The organism is Salipiger sp., from assembly GCF_059781815.1.
Genome location: NZ_JBYNAH010000007.1, coordinates 30,738 through 48,508, shown reverse-complemented (window position 1 = coordinate 48,508; position 17,771 = coordinate 30,738). Strand labels below are relative to the sequence as shown.

Sequence of the window (17,771 nt, the reverse complement as noted above, 5' to 3'; positions counted from 1 at the left end):
CGCTGGCCAGCATCATCACCACCTCGTCGGCGCCGCCGAGGGCGGCGAGATATTAGGTATGACCGGGATAGGCGAAGCCCGCCCCCTCGGCCAGCGCCTGCTTGGAGATCGGCAGGGTGCAGAGCGCCGAGCAGGCGCCCTGCTGAACCAGCCCGACGCCGCGGGCGATGGAGGCGATGACGCCCGCCGCCTGCATCGGCTGCGGCGTGCCGGGCACGCGCGGGCCGGGAATGTCGAGCGCCAGTACCGGCAGGCCCTCCTCGGCCGCGTGCGCCGCCTCCTCGGGGCGCTCCACGACCACGTGCGGCACGGTGCCCGGCAGGTGCCCGGGCGCGCCGATATAGACGAAGGGCAGCGCGGCACCGAGCGCGCGCCACGCCGCTTCGGCCAGTTCCGGGCCGATGCCCGAGGGCTCCCCGCAGCTCATCGCCACGGGGGCGGGCCGGGGGCTCATTTCTCGACGATGCGCGCGTTGGCGCGCAGCTGCGCAAGGTAGCCGTCGGAGACCTCGGTCAGGCGGCGGTTGCGCAAGCCCATCTCGACCTGGGTGCGGTCGGCATCCTCGGCCACCGCGGCGGTGCGGCCGCAGAGCATCAGGAACACCAGCGTCTGACCATTGGAGCGCGTCAGCGCTGTCGAAACCTCGCCGGGATCGAGCTTGGACAGCTCGTAGGCGATGTCGGTCGGGATCTCGGCGGGCGGCAGGGCGCCGCGGTCGAGCACCTCGTCCGGCTGGCCCTTGGCGACGCCGTAGAGATCGTCGCAGCGGTCGACCTGCTCGGCCAGCACCCGCGCCTTGGCGAGGGTCTCGGGCGAGCGCCCGCCGGCCATGTAATAGGCGGCGTATTCGAGAGCGGCGTATTCCGGCGCGGTGTAGCCGGTTTCCTCGATGTCGCGCAGCTGGAACAGCGCCACGGCGCCCTGGATCGGCAGCGGGTCGGTGACTTCGCCGGGCGACAGCCCGAGGATCAACGAGCGGATCTGCGGCGGCAGCTCGGTCAGGTCGCGCCACGGCAGACGACCGCCGTCGCCGCGCGTGGCGGTGGCGGAGTATTGCCGCGCCTGCGCCGAGAACTCGGCGGTCGAGGTCATCTGCGAGATGCGCTCGGCACGGGCGCGCACGGCTTCGGCGTTCTGGGCGTTGATCGGCATGATGATCTCGGAGAGCAGCACCCGGACGTCGGAGCCGCCGCTGCCGCTGGCCAGCGCCCGGTCGACCTCTTCCGGGGTGACCTGGGTGCGCGAGGTGAACTGCGCGCGCACGAGATCGCGCCACGCGGTGCCGGCGCGCACGAAGTCGCGGAAGGTCTCTTCATCGACGCCACCCTGATTGAGAATGGCGACGAACTGCTCGCGGCTGAGATCGGCGCGGCCGGCGAATTCGTCCATGCCGTCGAGGATGTCCTGCTCGGAGGGCTCGATGCCGGCATCGCGCGCCGCCTTGAGGCGCAGCCGGTCGTCGATCAGCTGCTCGCGCGCCAGCTCGGTCACGTTGCCCGGTGCGTTCAGCAAGGTCATCATGCGCTGGCGCTGCTCGATCTCGTAGCCGGTGATCACCATCTCGTCGACGGTGATTGCGGGCGCGAACAGGTTCTGCGCCGGTGCCGCGCCCGGCGCCACGGTCAGCGCCAGCCCGGCAGAGAGGGTCAGGGCGCGAATAAGACGGGCAGGGGTCATTTGCATGTGCGTCGATACTCCTTGTCGCTTCCGGCGGTGCCGAAGCCTGTCAGGGCGACCGTGAGGTCGAACTCCGTGGACGGTTCGAGGTTGGTCGAGGATGCAAATCGGCGCAAGACCGAGGCATCCACCTGAACGCATTCGTTGCGGTATTGCAGCCCCAGACCGGCGCGGTCAACCCGGCGGTCGGCGAGGTCGTAACGCCATTCGCCGGAGCCGGTCCAGTGGCGGCTCATCCGGTAGCTGCCCTCGAAGCGCCACTCGGCCTGGCTCTCGTCGCGATCCTCGAGCGGATCGGCGAGCAGCAGCAGATAGGTGGCGTCGAGCTCGACGCGGTTGTTCGACCAGCTCGCGCGGGCCTCGCCCTTGTCGAACTCGCCGCGATCGTCGAGCAGGCCGCGGGCCGAGATGCTGAGGCCCAGCGGGTTGGCGAAGCCTCCCGAGATCAGCCAGTCCGAGCTGCCGCCGTCGAGGCCGGAGGACAGGCTGAAATCGTCGTCGACCTCCTGCCGCCAGATCCGCCCGAGGGTGAGACCGGCGGTCCAGCCGGCGGGCGACTCGTGCATCCAGCGCAGACCCGCGGCCCCGATCAGACCGCGCTCGTGGCGGTCGGTGGCAGGGAAGCGCGACAGCGACAGCAGGTTGGCCTCGTCGAATTCGACCCGGGTGCTCTCGTCATTGGGAATGTTGGGCCGGTCGCCGCCGACCCAGCCCACCTGGGCCACCGGCTCGAGCAGCGAGCGTCCGCCAAAAGCCTGGCGGTTGACCAGCGGCCAGCGCAGCTCGACCGAGACGCCGGGGGTGAGCTGCGAGGCCTCGGAGTCGGCGCTTGCGTCCTCCCAGACCGCGTAGCGGTCGGCCCAGAGCTGGCCCAGCACGCCAAGGCGGATGCCGCCCGCCAGCGTCCAGCGGCGGCGCCAGCTGGCCTCGGCGCTGAGCCGCGCCATGTCGCGCCCGTCGACGACGCTGTCCTCGTCGTCGCTGTCATAGTCGAGATCCGAGCGCCGGTAATGGCCGTGCACCATGGCGCCGAGGCGGAACTCGCCGCCGATCCGGGCCGGGAAGAAACGCCGCTCGTACTCGGTGTTGAAGATCACCGCCGGCTGGGTGTCGTCCTCTTCGGCGGCGCGCAGCGTCTCGTAATAGATCAGGTCGGTCGAGAAGAAGTCGTTCTTGCGCGCGCGGCTCAGGGTGAAGGCGCTGTCGAGGCGCTCGTTCTCGCCGTAATCGTACTCGTTGAAATAGGAATCGTCCGATACCGTCTCGATGTCGAAATCGAAGCGGAAGCCGTTCCTGAGCAGGAATTCACCCTCGGCAAAGAGGTAGCCTCGGGTCTCGTCGGGCAGCAGAGAGTCCTTGGTGATCGCGCCGTTGAGCTCGATCTTGCCATAGGTGAAGGCGCGGCGGTAGCGCGCCTCGAGGGTGCGGGTCTCGCTCGAGAGATAGGGCGTCAGGGTCAGGTCCTGATGGTCGCCCATCGGGATGAAATAGGGGATGCGCACCCCGGTGCCGAGCAGCGAGGTGCTGCGGATCGTCGGCGTGAGAAAGCCGCGGGCGCGCTTCAGCGTCGGATCGGGCAGGCGCATTTGCGGCACCCAGAGGACCGGCACGTCGAGCACGCGCAGCTGGGCGCCCTCGAAATAGAGCTGGCGCGCGTCCTGGTCGTGGATCACCCGGTCGGCGCGGATCTGCCAGAGCGGCACCTCGTTGCGGCCGCAGACCTGGCACGAGGTCACCGCGACGCGGCTGAGCTGGGTGTAGCGCCCGCCGACCCGCTGCGCCTCGACGGCGGCAAGCTGGAGCTGGTCGTCCATCACCATGCGCGCGCCCCTGAGCAGGCCGTTGCGCAGGCCCTCTTCCATCTCGGCGGCATCGGCGAGCAGCAGGTTGCCGGTCTCGTCGGTGATGCGGATCGGGCCCTCGATGGTCAGCAGGCCCGCCTCCTGGTCGAAGAGGATGCGGGTCGCACTCAGCCGCAGCCCGTCATGCAGCGCCTCGACATTGCCGGTGGCGACAAGCCGCGAGCCATCCTCGACGAACACCTGATCGGCGACCAGCAGCGCGGGTTCGGCCTCTTCGTCGGCGGCATCGGCGGCCACGGTCACGGTCTGCGCCATGAGCGGCGCAGGGGTGGTCATCGCCAGCAGGGCGGCAAGCCACGCGGCGCGGGCGGTCTTCATCAGCCGTCCTCCATCTGCAGGACAAGCCCCAGCGCGAGCAGCAGCGAGGCGATGGGCGGAATCCAGGCGGCGAGGATCGGCGGGAGCTGGCCGTTCTCGCCCATGATCTGCGCGAAGTTCCGCACGTAGTAGAGGCCGAAGCCGAGAAGCACCGCCGCCAGCACGTGCAGGCCGGTGCGGCCGAGACGGGCGGGGCGCATGGTGAAGCCGGCCGCGACCAGCACCATGGCGACCAGGAAGACCGGGCGCGCCAGCTCCATCTGCAGCCAGACGATGTGGCGCCGCGCCGAGAAGCCGGCCATCTCGAGCCCGGCGATGAACTCGGGCAGGTCCCAGATCGCCACCGAGGAAGGCTTGCCGAAGCGGTCGCGGATGCCGTCCTGGGTCAGCTCGGAGGGCAGCTCCAGCCGATCGAAGCGCTGCGCCACGCTCTCGGGGGTCCTGCCGCTTTGCAGCGGCCAGGCCTTGGCGTTGCGCAGGATCCAGGCGCCGTCCTCGAGCGCCGCCTCTTCGGCCTCGATGCGGCGCATCGGGCCGCTTGCGGTCTCGTATTCCACGAAGCTCACCTCGTAGAGCACGGTGGCGTCGGGATTGGCGCGGGCGGCGCGGATCACCGTGTCGCCGGTTTCCCCGCCCTGGCGCAGCCACAGCCCCTCGCGTCCGATCGAGATCGTCGAGGCTCCGTTGCTCTTGTAGCGTTCGGTGAGGTCCGAGGCCTGCCGCGAGGTGGCCGCGACCATCGGGTTCAGCATCGCCACGGACACGCCGCTGATCATCACCGCCACCGCCACCGGCCCGGCCAGCGCGGTCAGGCCAGAGCGCCCGGCGGCGCGCACGACGACCAGCTCGGAGCTGCGCGCCATCATCAGGAACAGCGCCGCAGTGGCGAGGATCATCACCAGCGGCAGGATCTCGTAGAGCCCCGCCGGCAGGTTCAGCAGCGTCAGGTGCACGACCTGACCGAAGCTCACGTCGCTGTCGAAGCGGCGCAGCTGCTCGACCAGATCGAGCAGCGCGAGGAACAGCGCGAAGACCGTCAGGATCGACATGAACATGGTGAGGAAGCGACGGGCGAAATAGCGGTGCAGGATCATGCGCTCACCTCGGCGCCTTGCTTGCGCCGGCGCTCGGGCCGGAACGGCCGCGCCGCCCGGCGCAGCAGGACGGCGGCCAGCGCGAAGCCCACCAGGCTCGGCAGGTAGATCAGCGGCCAGAGCGCCGGGGTCGAGCGCACCGGGTCGGTGATCGCGCTCTCGACCAGCTTGACCAGAACGAGGAGGAAGATCGCGCCGACGATCTGCCGGGTGACCCCGAAGCGCGAGAACGTGCCGGTCATCAGCGCCGAATAGCCGATCAGCGCCGCCACGATGCAGAGCAGCGCCATCTGGAAGCGGTTATGTGCCTCTTCGAGCACCTCGCCGACGCTGTCGTTGACCTCCTCGGCCACCGCCTCGGTCCGCGTCAGCAGCTCCAGCGTCGGGATCTGCCGGGCGCGGCGGCGGTCGGAACCGCCGGCGGTGATCAGCCCGCTGATGTCGTAGGTGAGGTCGGTGAAATTCGTGGTCGAGAGGGTCTGTTCCTCGCGCTGCAACTCCTGCGCCAGACCGCTGCGCATGGTCAGCTTCGGCCCGCCCTCGTCGCGGGTCACGTAGGCGGTCTCGGCGGTGTAGGTCACGGTGCGCTTCTCGCTGCGCCGGTCGCTGAGATAGACGTCGCGGAGCTCGCCCTCGTCGGTGATTTCGCGGATGTAGAAGGTCACGCCGCGGCTCGGATGCAGGAAGGTGCCCTCGTGCAGCAGCCTTGCGGCCACCGACTCGGAGATCTCGCGCTCGCGCTCACGCAGCTGCGCCACCGAGGCGGGCACCAGCGCGTGGGTCAGCACCGACATCATAAGCGCGATCAGGACGCCGAAGACCAGCACCGGCCGCGCCAGCCGCCACGGCGACAGCCCGCCTGCCTGAAGCACCGTCATCTCGGATTCGTTGGACATGCGGTTGGTCACGTAGACCGCCGCGCCGAAAGCCGCCATCGGCAGCACGAGGGCGATCACGCCGGGCAGGCTGAGCAGGCTGAACTCGAGGAAGATGCGGGCCGAATGGCCATCGGTGATCAGCTCGTCGAACAGGCTGACCGACGCGTTGACCCAATAGACCATGACGAGCACCAGGGCGAAAAACCCAAACACCACCATGAGTTGCGACAGCATGTATCTGTCGAATCTCTGCACGCGTATGTGCCCTCCAGATCCTGTGCTGCGCTCTACGCTAACGGATCGGTGTTTGCTGGAAAAGCTGCCTCTGGTCAATGCCGTCACGCGGCTCTACGACTCTGTGGGAAAGACAACAGGAGAGCATGATGACCGATCTGCGCGAGTTCACCTTTGCCGAAACCGATCTCGACGCCCTTGCAGGCGCGGAGGGGCGCGTCGCCGTCTTTATCGACAGCGAGGGCAAGCTCGGGCGGGGCGCGCGGCGGCTGAACCGGCTGACCAAGGGCGCGGTGGCCCGCGCAGTGGCCGACGAGGGCTGGGCCAAGAAGCCCGCCGGCAGCGTGGTGAGCCTGTCATATCCCTCCGGCATGGCGGCCGAGGCGGTCGATATCGTCAAGCTCGAGCGGCGACCCGATGCGCTCGACGCGCGCAAGGCCGGCGCCGCCATCGCCAAGGCGGCGGGCTCGGGCGCGGTGACGGTGCTGGGCGAGAGCCAGATCGGGCTCGAGCAGGCGCTGCTGGGCCTCGCGCTGCGCGGCTATAGCTTCACCGACCACAAGAGCGACAAGGGCAAGGCGCTGGCCCCGGCCCAGGTGGTCTGTTCGAAACCCGCCGAGATCGAGGCGGCGATGGCGCCGATGCTGGCGGTGGCGGGCGGCGTCTTCTTCACCCGCGATCTGGTGAGCGAGCCCGCCAACGTGCTGACCACCACCGAGTTCGCCGCGCGGCTCGAGGGGCTGCGCGAACTGGGCGTCGAGGTCGAGGTGGTCGAGGAAGGCCGCATGGAAGAGCTCGGCATGGGCGCGCTGCTCTGCGTCGGGCAGGGCTCGGTGTCGCCGTCGAAGCTGGTGATCATGCGCTGGAAGGGCGGCGAGGGCGCGCCGCTGGCGCTGGTCGGCAAGGGCGTGGTCTTCGACACCGGCGGCATCTCGCTGAAGCCCGCCGGCGGCATGGAAGACATGACCATGGACATGGGCGGCGCCGGCGTCGTCTCGGGCGTGATGAAGGCGCTGGCGCTGCGCAAGGCCAAGGCCAACGTGACGGGCCTTGTCGGTCTGGTCGAGAACATGCCCTCGGGCAACGCTGTCCGCCCGGGCGACGTGGTCACCTCGATGAAGGGTGACACCATCGAGGTCATCAACACCGACGCCGAGGGCCGCCTCGTGCTGAGCGACGTGCTCTGGTACGCGCAGGAATTCGAGAAGCCCGCCGCGATGGTCGATCTCGCCACCCTCACCGGCGCCTGCATCGTGGCGCTGGGACACGAAAACGCCGCTGTCTTCTCCAATGACGAGCGCTTCGCCGCGGGCTTCCTCAAGGCCGCCGAGACCGAGGGCGAGGGCGCCTGGCGCATGCCGCTGGGCAAGGCCTATGACGACATGCTGAAATCGCCGATCGCCGACATGAAGAATGTCGGCGGCCGTCCCGGCGGCTCGATCACCGCGGCGCAGTTCCTCAAGCGCTTCGTCAAGGACGAGATGCCGTGGATCCACCTCGACATCGCCGGCGTCGCCTCGCTGAAGGCGGAGAGCACGCTGGCGCCGAAGGGCGCCACCGGCTGGGGCGTCATGGCGCTCGACCGGCTGGTGCGCGACGGCTTCGAGAGCAAGGAGGGCTGAGCGTGGCCGCAGCCCTTGCGGGCCGCGCTCCCGGCTCCCCGGTGACGGGGGGCTGAGATGGGGGCGGCCTATTTCTACCACCTGACCCAGCGCCCGCTGGAGGCCACGCTGCCGCTGCTTCTGGAGAAGTCGCTGGCGGCGGGCTGGCGGGTGGCGGTGCGCGGCACCGATCCCGGGCGCATGGACTGGCTCGACCAGAGACTCTGGATGGGGCCGGAGGACGGCTTCCTGCCGCATGGTCAGGCCGGCGGCAAGCACGATGCGCTGCAGCCGGTGCTGCTGACGGTGCAGGAGGCGCTGCCCAACGATCCGGCCTGCCTGATGGCGGTGGACGGCGCCACGGTGGCGCCCGAGGAGGTCAACCGGCTCGAACGGGTCTGCATCCTCTTTGACGGGCATGACGGCATGGCGCTCGATGCCGCGCGCGGCCAGTGGCGGGCGCTCACCGGGGCTGGCTGCAAGGCGCAGTACTGGTCGGAAGAGAGTGGCCGCTGGGAGAAGAAGGCGGAGGCCTGAGGGGGCTCTGCCGGTTTCTTGCGCCTCGGAGATGGCCCGGCTTGCGCGCGTTGGGCCGCGATTTCTTCTGCAGGGATCGTGAGAGCGTCGGTCGGTAAGCGGACAAGCGGTTTGGAGAGCGGTCTGTATCGACGTCAGGGGGGCCATTGCGTCGCTGGTCTGGTTGGATCTGTGATGCCGGCGATGCTCTGTCGCGCGGACAAGCCCTGCGCGCTGATGCTGTCGACCTGACGTCGAGAGATGCGGCTGTGCCCCTGCGTCTTGTGCGGCGGAAAAACCTCACGTTCCACTTTTAAGTCGACTGGCAACTATTTGATTTGATTAATTTTTCAATTGATCGACGGGTGCCCGGAGGTTGGTGTCTTGGGGCGCGGCGTCAGAGCCGTCGCATTGGATTGGGCGGGAAACGCTTCTGTGAACGGACTGCGCGCCAACGGCTTCGGGCTCCGCGCCGAGCCTGGCGGGCCTTCTCAGCCAAAAGACAGCGCGCGCGGACGCGCGATCATCGCAGGGACCTCAGCCAAGGCCGGATGCCCGCCGTGCACGGTCAAGGCGTCGCAGAGGATTCGAGACAGGGTCTGGGTCAGATCCGTGCGCGCTGCTGGCGCCGCGCGCCGCGTCTCTTGGTGATTTGCAGCAGAACCAGCATCACCGCGACCAGAAGCGGCCAGACGGTGCAGGCGAGGTAGCCGATGAAGACGAAAACCGGGGTCGCCCGGTTGGATTTCTTCTGCTCTTTGTACGTCATGGTGATCGCGAAGATCGAAATCAGTACGTAGACCGACCAAAACAGGGGCCAGAAGCTCATCTCGTGTCTCCTTCAATCAGGTTTCGCAACAGTCCGCCCTGAGGGGCTTTGTCTTCCGACCCGGAGCCCGGCCGAGCGACCAGAGAGATGCAATCGCCGGCGGATCGTTTGGCATAGTCCGAGAGGTGACGGCGAAGGCGCGAGGCTTTCGCTGACATCTTGAAGTTCGTTGATTCCAAGGTTTTCAGTTCTCGCTATAGTGTAGCGCTTCTGACCGAACCGTCGTATCCGAAGCACCGTAGAGGCCGTAGAGACCCGCGATTTAAATCGATTTGCTCAGCGTTTGCGCAGCTTTGCCCGGGTGATGGGCGCCTGCCGTCTCGATCTGTGTTGGCGGCCTTCGCAAGCGGTCAATCTCGCAGCCGGTGACCGTGCTCGAGGCGACGACGTCAGCTGCTAGGCCCGCTCAGCGCGCCCAGATCGAAGCGTTCCCGTTCGAAATGTGAGCTGAACGCCGACAGTTCGGCCTCGAGCGATTTTCGCTCCTGGGACACATCGCCGGAGCCTGAGAAAAGCAGCTTTTTCAGCTTGGTCTTGCGGAGCCGGTTCACCACGCCATGCAGGCCCTTGCGACGGGCGAACTCTGCCGAACGCCGGCCAATCCGTGCAAGCAGAGCGGAGCGCGGGATGGAAGCGGCGTTGACCGATTTTCCCATCAGCGCATCGGGTGGGGTCTGGGTGTTCGGAAGGCCGATGACGGAACAGACGTCTGCGCAGAACGCCAGCGGGTCCGACTTGAGCTTTGCGTATTCAAGGTAGGAGACCCGACCGGGAAACAGCGCCTCCCACTCTGCCGCATGGGTCCGGAAGCGCCCGGCGTCGATGATGTTGGGATGGGCGCGTGCCATGTCTTCCATCGTCATCGCAGGCTCGCCCTCCTTGCGGTAATGGAAGTAGTGTGAGACCGCCCGATCCACGGGATCGCGGTAGACGATGACCACCCGCGCCTGCGGCAATGTCTTCGCCAGGTTTTCGCGGGCCTGTGGTTTGTGGAACAGCGAGGGGGCGACCTCGATGCAGATCTCCTTGTCGGTGCCGAACTGGGCTTCGTACCAGTCGACGCCGCGCTCGAAACACTTGTCGAAGAAAAACGTCTCTTTTTGCTTCAACGGCAGGCCGACTTCCGGTCGGGTCCGCAGATAGCTGTCGATCCAGGTCGTCCCGCATTTCGTGGGACCGACAAAAATAACCGAGGGGAGCATCGATCAAATTCCTTAATGAAAAATAGCGCGCGCTCAGCCCGCGCTCTCGTAGCGTTCAAGGTCTTTCTCGGTCACACCGGCCATCACGGCGCCGACGATCTTGTCGACCGGGATGCCGCTCGTGGCCATGTTCCGTGCCAGCGACTTGCGGTCCGAAACACCCCAGTCGGCGGCGCAGACGAAGCCGTCGACCACCGAGGCGAGACCGGCCGCATCGACACTGTCGCCGAGCGAGGGGAAATCGATCACGATCTGGTCGAACTTCTGCGACAGCGACGCCACCAGCATCGTCAGGAGCGCCGTGTCGAAGGTGGCCGGGTCCACCGGTTCATTTCGGCCCAGCGCACGGTTCGGCAGGAAGAACAGTCCGCTGCGCTCATCCACCCAATAGACATCGTCCGGGGCGAAATTCGGGCTCATGGAATACATCAGATCGGTCATTCCGAAGCCGGCGGCGGGCGTGATCGAACGGCTCAGGAAGGCCTCGAGCCAGTCGAAATCGATCAGCAGCGTCTTCTTGCCGCCAACCGCCGTCATCTCGGCGTAGTTCATCGCGAGCGTCGAACGGGTCTCTGCGCCCTGGTCGGAGAGGAAGCCGATCACCGAGCCGCGCTTGTCGTGGCGTGGCGCGAAGTAGTTGTCGAAGGCAACGCGAATGCGCCGGACCGTGTCGGAGTACCGCGAAAGCGGATCGGTGAGGGTCATCGACATCTGTCCGGGCAGTCCGGCCAGCGCCAGACGGTGCTTTGGCAGGGGCACGATGTTGCCCTTCTCCGAGAGGTCGGCGGTCTGTCCCGGTTCAAGGCGCGGCTTCAGGATGCCGATTTCGGGAAGACGGTCGGTGACCGAGATGCGCTTCTTGGCGGAGCGACCGTCATCCTCCGGAGGCAGAAGGCCGATCACCGGGCCGCCGACGGCCTTGGCGAGCGCCGCACGTGTGCGCAGAAGCGGGTCGCGCCCCTCGTTCGCAAAGGCCAGTCCCGAGCCGAGGGTGAGGCCAAGAAGACCGGCGATCAACAGCAGTTGCGAGCCGCTGCTTCCGCTTGCGCCCTCGGGCGGCTGCGCCACGCCGAGCACTGTCGCATCGACCACCGGGAAGGTCTGCTGCTCCTTGGTGCGCAGGTAGGTGGTGGTGTAATTTTCGTACATTTCCCGATAGATGCGGGCTTCGCTTTCGAGCCGGCCAAGATCGGCCTGCGCCGCGGCACGTGTCGAGCTCACGCCGTCCATCGCGTTGCGCGCAGCGGTCTCGGCGGCGAGCGCTTCGTCAAGCCGGCTTTGGGCGCTTTCCAGAAGCCCGGGAAGCAGCGCCTTTGCCTGCTCGTTGAGGCGGTCGCGCTCGGCTTGGTCCTGCGAGGTGCTGAAGGCGCTGGAAAGCTCCGCGAATTCGGAACTGGCCGATTGCGGCGGCAGCACGCCGAGCGGGTTCATCGACCGGCTCGCCAGCATCGTCTGATCGAACCGGGCCTGCGCCTCGATGCGGGTGGAGATCGCGTCGCGCAGCGAGGCTACGGCATCGGCGCGCTGACCTGCGTCGCCGGGGGCCGACGTGGTCGATGTGGCGCTGCCCAGTCCGGATGCGGCGCTGAGTTCGCCTTCGGCGTCGGCCGCCTGCTGTGACAGTTCCTGCATGCGGCTCTCGAACCAGCCGGTCGCGGTTTCCGCCGAAGCGCGGCGCATGTCGTAGCGCTGCATCACGTAGGATTGGGCCACCGCGTTGGTGATCTCGGCGGCGAGTTCGGGGGTGTTGGCCGCGGTCCTGATCGACAGCACCGACGTGACGCCGTTGCGGGTCACGGTGACATCGTCGCGCAGCTTCTCGACCGCGGCGCGGAACCGCTCGGCCTCGGAGATCTCGGCAACCTCTTCGCCACCGTCGAACATGGTGCCGAGCGCGCCCAGAAGCTTCGATTTGACCGAGCGGTAGCCGCGCATGAACGCGTTTTCGTCTTCCTGCGTGAGAACCGAGCTATCGGCCGCGTCATCCTGGGCCTGTTCGACCAGCGGCGCGATGCGCTCGCCGATCGAGGCAGACAGCCCCCCGGTGACGCCGCTGATGGCGCGCTTGATCCCGCTTTGCGGCGGCTCCCAGAAGATCTCGCGGCTGTCGAGGTCGAGCGCCTCGACCACCTGCGACAGCAACATCGGCGACCGGATCACCTGCATCTGGCTCTCGATGGTCACGCTGTCGAATTTCGGCCCCGAATAGATCTGTTCCCGACCGAACGGGTTCAGCGTGGGCGCTTCCAGCAGAACGCTGGTCCGTGCCTCGTAGCTCTTGCTCGACAGCAGGGCGGCGAAGACGCCCAGGACGAGGAAGATCAGGGTGACCCCGGCAATCAGCGGCAATCTGCGCTTGAGCACCCGGAAGGCGGTGCCGAAATCGAAACTCGAGGGCGTGTCATAGGGCTGCGGCCCCAAAACGGTGTCGTTCACGGTCAGCCGATCAATGTTCATGTGATCGCTCCAATGCTTGAGAACGCCCAGCGGGCGGTGGGGAGAAGGCGGATCATTGTCCGACCCATGTGCGGTTGAGTTCGACGATGTCGCCGGGCATCAGCATGTCGTCCATGCCGACCGTCAGATGCATGACGCCGGCGGGGGTCTGGCGGTAGACTTTCGCGGTGGCGTCCTGCCCCCACGCCGCCGCAAGGGCGATCATCAGAACGTCAAGCTCGGCATCGACGGCGGACATCTCGGTCCGCCAGTTTTGCAGACGATTGATGTCCTCGATCCGCGAGGTGACGAGAAGCTCCTCCCACTCCAGCTCTGCGCGAGAGGCTTCGGCGGTGGCACGGTGGCGGAATTCGGTGGTTTCGAGAAAATCGCGGCGTGCCTCGTTCAGGCGTTCGGTCGCCACCAGCTGGCGCTCGGCCAGACCGGTGAGGCGCGAGACGTTGTCGTTCTCCACGGTTTCTGCGTCGCGCAGGCTCTCGAGCCGCGCCCGCGAAGAGGCGACCCGCTCTTCGGCGGTTTCGATGCGCATCTGTTCGCGGCTGCGCTGCTGCTCGAGCTTGGCCTTTTCCAGCGCGAGATCCGCATTGGCGCGGTTGACGACATTCGATACGCTCAGGCCGCTGTTCGGCGGCAGGGCGATGTCGTCGATGCCGATCGTCTCCTCGCCGTTCACCAGCGCGCTGAGCACCGCGTGACGGGTGACCGCGCGGCTGATCTCGGCGCGTGTCCGGAAGACGTTGACCGATCCCCGCGATCCATTGCTGACCGAACCGACACCCTGAGCCTTGAACACCGCGGTCCTGGCGGTCATCCCGACCGAGAAGTCGACCTCGCCCGGCTCGGCCACATCGCCGGCGACGACAATGGGACGATAGGACTGCACCGAGAGGATGAGTTCTGAACTCTCGACCTTGTTCGAGCGCAGGTCATTGCCGATCTCTTCGCGCAGCACGGCACCGTCGAGCAGAACCGGCAGTTCGGCGCGCAGCTCCTCGATGGTGCGGCCGCCGACGAGCACGGCCCCGATGAAGGGGAAATTCGCGTAGCCGGTCAGCTCGACCTGGATGTTGAGCCGGATGTCCGGGCGGTTGAGGAACTCGAGCCGGAGAACGTCGCCGGGGCCCAGCGGATAGCCGCGGGAGACCTGCACCTGCATCGAGTCCTGCGCCTCTGCCTGCGTGGGCAGTGTGGCAGCGGTCATGGCGGCGACAGACAGGGCGACCGCAGCGATGGCAAACGAAGGCGTGAGCACGGGGGGGATGAACGTGAGTGTCATGTTACCTCTGCGAGCGCGGATCAGGAGCGCATACTGGTTTCGATGATGTCGAGATATTCGCGGACCACCGCCTCGACGCCGAAGGCGGCGGCGCGGGTGCGGGCAAGGGCGGCATAGCGTGTCCGGGTTTCGGCACTTTCGTAGAGCGACAGCGCGCGGGCGAGGTCGTCGCTGTTGTCCATGCGGATCAGCAGGCCATCGCTGGCGTTTTCCTCGATCGGCGTATCGCCGCGTGCCTCGCCCCGAAGCACCATCGCGGGGCCCGACGGGCAATCGGTGGCAATGACCGGAAGGCCGAGGGTCAGCGCCTCGATGATGGTGTTCGGGAAGCCCTCGGCATTCGAGCAGGAAACCAGCGCCTCGGCACCGGCCATGATCGGGTAGGGGTTCTTGACGAAGCCGGGCATGTGCACCCGCCCCTCGAGCCCGAGCGCCTTGACCTGTTGCTCGAGCGCAGCGCGCTCCGGTCCTTCGCCGAGGATGAGCAGATCGGCCGAGGGGCGCGCCTTGGCATAGCCGTCGAGCAGCATCTTGAAGTTCTTGTTCACCACCATGCGCCCGACAGCGAGAATGTAACGCTCGGGCAGGGGGATCGACGCGGGCTCTGCCGCGGCGCGGGCCAGCGCCGCGCCGTCGATCGGGTTGCCGATGATACGGGTCTTTTCGCGGGGCACGTCGAAATGGCTGACCAGATCGTCGGCCACGCCTTCGCTCACGGCAATCACCCGGAAGGCACGAGGGTAGGTGAGGCGGGTGATCAGGCGATAAAGCGCGGCGGCCCGCGACGTCGACAGGTGGCTGGTGGTCTGCACCCGCTCCGAGATCACCGCACGATGGCGGGTGACGGCGGAGAGCAGCACGTTCAGGCTGTTGGAGCGCGACAGATAGCTCACGCAGAGATCGGGTCGGGCCGCGCGGAAATACCTGGCAAGCGCCACGGCGGAGTGAAGCATCGAGCCGCGCCCGTCCAGCGTCACGACCCGGACCCATGCGGGAATGTCCTGCACCACCGGCAGATCGTCGAGCAGCACGAGATCCACCTGCATGTTCGCGACCTGCCCCTCGAGGTGACGCAGCAGGTTCGCCATCGCCCGCTCGGCGCCGCCGCCCTCCATCGAGTTGATGAGGAAGCACAGCCGCGCCGTCTGCTGCGCCGAGACCGGCGCTGCTCCGGCGGGACGCGATTGGCTCGGGCCCCGGAATGTCGTCAGATCACTCATGAAAAGGCCTCGGTCTGCGTGTCGTGATGAGGAATGGCGGCTCCGGAGGAATGCAGGCGATGCGCCGGATGCGCCGCAAAGCTCCAGTTCGGCGCCATCGGTGCGACCGTCACCGAAGAGTGTGCTTGCGGGTGCGCGTTCACGATGCGGGCGCGGCGCAGGCTCATGATGCACAGCACCGGAAGTACCCAGTAGATCGAATTATGCAGGATCAGGAACGAGGCGACCCAGTTGCCGATCAGGGCGAAGGCGCTGATCGCCGCCGCGAGAAGCGCGGATTCGGTTGCGAGATCGAACAGGTAGGCGCGGATCGCCATCACCAGAAGCGTGACGTAGAACACGGTGATGATCAGCAGCCCGAGCACGCCGAGGTCGGTCACCAGATCGAGATAGCCGTTATGCGCGTGGCCGACTGAAATCCCGGTCAGGATAAACAGCCGCTCGGCGACCAACTCCCAGCCGGCACCGAAGCCACCGCCAAGCAGCATGTTGCCCTGGATCGCCTGAAGCGTCCCCAGCCAGATCTCGGTGCGGCCGGTCAGCGAGGGGTCCTTGCCAAGAAGGCCGAGCACGATCGCAATGACGATCTGCGAGAACAGGAAGGTTGTGATCAGCGCCGGCACGGCGACGGCGATGACCATGGCGCGCCGGTCCGGCGAGAGCGGGCGCAGGATGGTCAGCATCCAGACAAGCAGCGGGATCGCTACCGACAGGAAGGCGGCTTGCCCGGAGGTCGAGCCGGCGACGCCGAGATAGCCGAGAAGGAGGCCGAGCCCGGTTGCCCGGCGCCAGCTCTTCTGTCGGGAGTGCGCAATCCAGAGGATGACGACGCAAAGCGCCATCAGGCGGCCGAAGTCGTTCTTGTGATTGAACAGGCCCCGCCATGCGCCGACATGCGGGCTTGGCTCTCCAAGCTCGTCGAGTGGTGGATGCACGCCGATCGAGGGGATGGCCAGCGACACGGCAACGTTGACCACGATCAGCAGCAGCGCTGCCCCCGCGATCACCGAGAACAGGTCGCGGCCGTGAAACCGCTCGTAGATCCAAAGTGCAAAGGCGGTGGCGCAGAGCAGGCCGAAGATCCGTCGCGCAGACAGCATCGGCTCGATCGACCAGAGCATCGAGGCTATGACGAAGGCGACGGGCAGCAATGCGGGCAGATAGCAGCGGAAATGCCGCGCGATCGCGCCGCGCCGCAGCAGAAAGTCACCGCCCGAGAGCAGCCCCAGCGCCAGCCCGAGGGCCTGGACCATCGGTGCGGATTGCGACCCCTCGGGGGTCAGGACCACGACCAGCGACCCCGAGTAGAAGAACAGCCCGAAAAGGGCGAACAGCGTCGCGGACATATCTGAGCGCAGGCTGGGGACCCCGGGGATCCGCCGCGACAGGGTAGACAGCCGCGAACCGGTCTGCCGCTGGCGGGCAAGGTGGCGTGCGTTGGCCGGATAGCTCACGTCATCACCTCTTCGACGAAGCGTTCGGCAATGGTGTCGATCGAGTATTGCAGGGCGAGCGACGAAATGCGCTCGGGCTTTGGCGGCACCTGCACCGCCGCGTCCATGGCGCGGGCCATCGCGCTGCTGTCGCCGACATCGATCAGCGCATTCGGGAAGCTCGAGGCGAGGATGTCGCGGGGGCCGCCGCCTGCGCAATCCGTGCTGATGCAGGGCAGACCAAAGGAGATTGCCTCGATCAGCGCGTTGGGGAAGCCTTCGGTGCGCGATGACAGCACGAACAGGTCGCCGCGCGAAAGATAGTCAAAGCGGTTCATCTGGAAGCCGGCGAAGTCGACGCGGTCGCTGATGCCGAGACGCTCGGCAAGGGCTTCGAGTTTCGGCAGGTCGGGGCCGACGCCGAGCACGACGAGCCGCAGCGCGGCGTCGGATTGCGCCAGCGCCTCGAGCATCGTCGGGTAGTCTTTCTGCGGCAGCAGACGCCCCATCGCGATCGCCACCGGGCGGTTCTCGGTCAGCCAGGGATGAGGTACCGGCGTGGTGCTCGCGGCGGCAATCTCTTCCGGCTCGGGGGCGGGATTGGGAATGACGCAGACCGCTTCGGGAGCAAGCCTCGCAACCCTCGAGATGTCCTCGACCACACCGGTGGCATTGCCGGAGACCTTGTCGGCGTAGGGATAGAGCATGCGCACCATCAGCGTGAAGATCTGGCGTTTCGCCCAGGGGAGCCGCTTGGAGAGGGTAGTGAACTCGTTGCGTTCGCAGACCATGATCCGCGGCCGCGTGCCGGTCGAGATCTCGACGGCCTTGGCCGCCATGATCATCGCGAGGTTCGATTGGGTCAGTCCGCAGATCACGGCGCGGGGCTTCTCGCGCTTGAGAATGCCGATCAGTTTCGGCGTGCCGCGCACCGCGTTTGGGGCGCCTACGGCGATCACCCGGACTTTCGGCGAGATGAGCGCTGCAATCGGCCCGTCGGGCCGGTTGACCAGAAGCGCCACGTTGCGTCCCTGCTCGGCGTAATGGTTCGCGAGCCGCACGAACACGCGCTCGGCGCCGCCACCTTCCAGTGTGGCAACATACAGCATGAGATCCAGAGGACGGTCATGTGTCGCATGGGATTCTGCAGTGCTGATCGCAGTGTTCATGGCAG

At 67.1% G+C, this 17,771-nt stretch carries 14 protein-coding genes; 2 read left to right on the top strand and 12 right to left on the bottom strand.

The features are described from left to right. Window positions 1-52 precede the first annotated feature (52 nt). From AC6RA4_RS01720 to lptF, 5 genes are read right to left on the bottom strand one after another with little or no spacing between them, the layout of a single operon-like run. Complete coding sequence (locus tag AC6RA4_RS01720) at window positions 53-454, bottom strand: 4-hydroxythreonine-4-phosphate dehydrogenase PdxA (RefSeq protein ID WP_500156785.1); 402 nt, start codon at window positions 452-454, stop codon at window positions 53-55. Further along, window positions 451-1,683 carry a peptidylprolyl isomerase gene (locus AC6RA4_RS01715; RefSeq protein WP_500156783.1) on the bottom strand — a complete coding sequence of 411 codons (1,233 nt, stop codon included), beginning with the start codon at window positions 1,681-1,683 and terminating at the stop codon, window positions 451-453. The genes AC6RA4_RS01720 and AC6RA4_RS01715 overlap by 4 nt, the downstream gene beginning before the upstream one ends. Beyond that, window positions 1,674-3,857 (bottom strand): LPS-assembly protein LptD, encoded by a 2,184-nt coding sequence (locus tag AC6RA4_RS01710; protein ID WP_500156781.1) that lies wholly within the window; start codon window positions 3,855-3,857, stop codon window positions 1,674-1,676. Before AC6RA4_RS01710 ends, AC6RA4_RS01715 begins: the two co-directional genes overlap by 10 nt. After that, window positions 3,857-4,951 carry an LPS export ABC transporter permease LptG gene (gene lptG, locus AC6RA4_RS01705; protein WP_500156780.1) on the bottom strand — a complete coding sequence of 365 codons (1,095 nt, stop codon included), beginning with the start codon at window positions 4,949-4,951 and terminating at the stop codon, window positions 3,857-3,859. Before lptG ends, AC6RA4_RS01710 begins: the two co-directional genes overlap by 1 nt. Then, window positions 4,948-6,063, bottom strand: a complete 1,116-nt coding sequence (lptF, locus tag AC6RA4_RS01700; protein WP_500156787.1) for an LPS export ABC transporter permease LptF — start codon at window positions 6,061-6,063, stop codon at window positions 4,948-4,950. The genes lptG and lptF overlap by 4 nt, the downstream gene beginning before the upstream one ends. A gap of 149 nt (window positions 6,064-6,212) precedes the next feature. On the opposite strand from lptF, the gene AC6RA4_RS01695 reads away from it, so the two are divergent. Together AC6RA4_RS01695 and AC6RA4_RS01690 are read left to right on the top strand one after the other, a co-directional pair. Further along, complete coding sequence (locus AC6RA4_RS01695) at window positions 6,213-7,685, top strand: leucyl aminopeptidase (RefSeq protein WP_500156778.1); 1,473 nt, start codon at window positions 6,213-6,215, stop codon at window positions 7,683-7,685. Between the two features lie 57 nt (window positions 7,686-7,742). After that, the gene (locus tag AC6RA4_RS01690; RefSeq protein ID WP_500156776.1) at window positions 7,743-8,201 is read left to right on the top strand and encodes a DNA polymerase III subunit chi; all 459 of its coding nucleotides are present in this window, start codon (window positions 7,743-7,745) and stop codon (window positions 8,199-8,201) included. A gap of 583 nt (window positions 8,202-8,784) precedes the next feature. On the opposite strand, the gene AC6RA4_RS01685 is transcribed toward AC6RA4_RS01690, so the two are convergent. The 7 genes from AC6RA4_RS01685 to AC6RA4_RS01655 all read right to left on the bottom strand — a co-directional run bounded on the left by AC6RA4_RS01685 (window position 8,785) and on the right by AC6RA4_RS01655 (window position 17,766). Then, a complete protein-coding gene (locus tag AC6RA4_RS01685; protein WP_500156774.1) occupies window positions 8,785-9,009 on the bottom strand; it encodes a hypothetical protein in 225 nt (74 codons plus the stop codon). A gap of 389 nt (window positions 9,010-9,398) precedes the next feature. Next, complete coding sequence (locus AC6RA4_RS01680) at window positions 9,399-10,211, bottom strand: sulfotransferase (RefSeq protein ID WP_500156772.1); 813 nt, start codon at window positions 10,209-10,211, stop codon at window positions 9,399-9,401. Window positions 10,212-10,244: 33 nt separating this feature from the next. Beyond that, a complete protein-coding gene (locus AC6RA4_RS01675; RefSeq protein WP_500156771.1) occupies window positions 10,245-12,668 on the bottom strand; it encodes an exopolysaccharide transport family protein in 2,424 nt (807 codons plus the stop codon). Window positions 12,669-12,720: 52 nt separating this feature from the next. Beyond that, complete coding sequence (locus AC6RA4_RS01670) at window positions 12,721-13,944, bottom strand: polysaccharide biosynthesis/export family protein (protein WP_500156769.1); 1,224 nt, start codon at window positions 13,942-13,944, stop codon at window positions 12,721-12,723. Between the two features lie 20 nt (window positions 13,945-13,964). Then, a complete protein-coding gene (locus AC6RA4_RS01665; protein ID WP_500156767.1) occupies window positions 13,965-15,164 on the bottom strand; it encodes a glycosyltransferase in 1,200 nt (399 codons plus the stop codon). After that, window positions 15,161-16,510, bottom strand: coding sequence for an O-antigen ligase family protein (locus AC6RA4_RS01660; RefSeq protein WP_500156765.1), 1,350 nt, complete (start codon window positions 16,508-16,510; stop codon window positions 15,161-15,163). Before AC6RA4_RS01660 ends, AC6RA4_RS01665 begins: the two co-directional genes overlap by 4 nt. A gap of 104 nt (window positions 16,511-16,614) precedes the next feature. Beyond that, window positions 16,615-17,766, bottom strand: a complete 1,152-nt coding sequence (locus AC6RA4_RS01655; RefSeq protein WP_500156763.1) for a glycosyltransferase — start codon at window positions 17,764-17,766, stop codon at window positions 16,615-16,617. Window positions 17,767-17,771 lie beyond the last annotated feature (5 nt).